This is a genomic window from Streptomyces sp. TRM70350 (assembly GCF_019219825.1).
Taxonomy (GTDB): Bacteria; Actinomycetota; Actinomycetes; order Streptomycetales; family Streptomycetaceae; genus Streptomyces.
Map to the genome: position 1 here is coordinate 1 of NZ_JAHUXH010000081.1, position 2081 is coordinate 2081.

Sequence of the window (2081 nt, forward strand, 5' to 3'; positions counted from 1 at the left end):
AAGACGGCATGGCGAGCGGCCTGGACCGGGTGGACGCCGCCCGGCTCGCCCGCGGCGGAGTCGTCCCCCTCGCCCACACCGACGGCCTGAAACTGTTCGACGCCGCCTGCGCCACCGACACACCCCTCACCGTCGCCGCACGCCTGGACCTCGCCGTACTGCGCGCCCAGGCGGAGGCCCTGCCGCCCGTGCTGCGCGGCCTCGTACCGGCCCCCGCGCTGCGCACCGCCGCGGCCGCCACCCAGCCCGGCGGCTACGCCGAGCGGCTCGCCGCGCTCCCCGAGACCGAGCAGCGCCGGGCCGCCCTGGACCTCGTCCGGGAGACCGCGGCGACCGTCCTCGGCCACGACGGGCCGGACGCCGTCGCCCCCGACCGCTCCTTCCTCGACCTCGGCTTCGACTCGCTGGCCGCCGTCGAACTGCGCAACCGGCTCACCGCCGCCACCGGCCTCCGCCTCGCCGCGACGATCACCTTCGACCACCCCACCTCCGCCGCACTCGCCCGCCACCTCCGCGACGAGGCCCTGGACGCCGGTCCGTCGGCCACGAGCGTGCGGCCGCCCGCCACCACCGCCGCCAGCACGGACGAGCCGATCGCCATCGTCGGCATGGCCTGCCGTTACCCCGGCGGGGTGACCTCGCCCGAGGACCTGTGGCGGCTGGTGCTCACCGGCACCGACGCCGTCACCGGCTTCCCCGAGGACCGCGGCTGGGACCTCGCGTCCGTCTACGACCCCGACCAGTCCCGCACCGGCACGAGCTACACCCGCGAGGGCGGCTTCCTGCACGACGCCGCCGACTTCGACGCCGAGTTCTTCGGCATCAGCCCGCGTGAGGCCCTCGCCATGGACCCGCAGCAGCGGCTGCTGCTGGAGACCTCCTGGGAGGCCATCGAGCGCGCCGGCATCGACCCGGCCGCGCTGCGCGGCAGCGCCACCGGCGTCTTCGCCGGCCTGATGTACCACGACTACGGCAGCGGCACCGGCACCCTCCCGGAGGGCGTCGAGGGCTACCTGGGCCTCGGCACCGCCGGCAGCGTCCTCTCCGGCCGGGTCTCCTACACCCTCGGCCTGGAGGGCCCGGCCGTCACCGTCGACACCGCCTGCTCCTCCTCCCTGGTCGCCCTGCACTGGGCCATCCAGGCGCTGCGCAGCGGCGAGTGCTCCATGGCGCTGGCCGGCGGTGTCACCGTCATGGCCACCCCGGGCACGTTCGTGGAGTTCTCCCGGCAGCGCGGTCTCGCCCCCGACGGCCGCTGCAAGTCCTTCGCCGCGTCGGCCGACGGGGTCGGCTGGTCCGAGGGCGTCGGCATGCTGCTCGTCGAACGGCTCTCCGACGCGCGCAGGAACGGGCACCGCGTGCTGGCCGTGGTCCGCGGTTCCGCGGTGAACCAGGACGGTGCGTCGAACGGTCTGACGGCGCCGAACGGCCCGTCGCAGCAGCGGGTGATCCGGCAGGCGCTGGCGGCTGCGGGTCTGGCGCCGGGTGATGTGGACGCGGTGGAGGCGCACGGTACGGGCACGCGGTTGGGTGACCCGATCGAGGCGCAGGCGCTGCTGGCGACGTACGGCCGGGAGCGGGGCGAGCCGCTCCTGCTCGGTTCGGTGAAGTCCAACATCGGGCACACTCAGGCCGCCGCCGGTGTGGCCGGTGTGATCAAGATGGTGCAGGCGATGCGGCACGGCATGCTCCCGCGGACGCTGCACGTGGACGAGCCCTCCGCGGAGGTCGACTGGACCGCCGGCGCGGTCGAGCTGCTCACCGAGGACCGCGAGTGGACCCGTGCGGGTCGGCCGCGCCGGGCGGGTGTGTCGTCGTTCGGTGTGTCCGGCACCAACGCCCACGTCATCCTCGAAGAGGCACCGGAGCCCACCGAACAGCCGACGTCGGCCGGACTGCCGTCCGTGCCCCTGCTGCTGTCCGCCCACACCCCCGCGGCCCTCACCGACCAGGCACGCCGACTGCACGACCACCTCACGGACTCCGACACCACCTCCCTGGAGACGGTCGGCCGCTCCCTCGCGACGTCGCGGGCGTTGTTGCCGCATCGTGCGGTGGTGGTGGCCGCTGATGTGGCCGGT

Annotated in this window: 1 protein-coding gene; it reads left to right on the forward strand. The window is 75.1% G+C overall.

What is annotated here, in order from left to right:
- Positions 1–2081: beta-ketoacyl synthase N-terminal-like domain-containing protein (locus KWI83_RS37610; RefSeq protein WP_256363386.1), on the forward strand; the 2081-nt coding region annotated here is incomplete at both ends.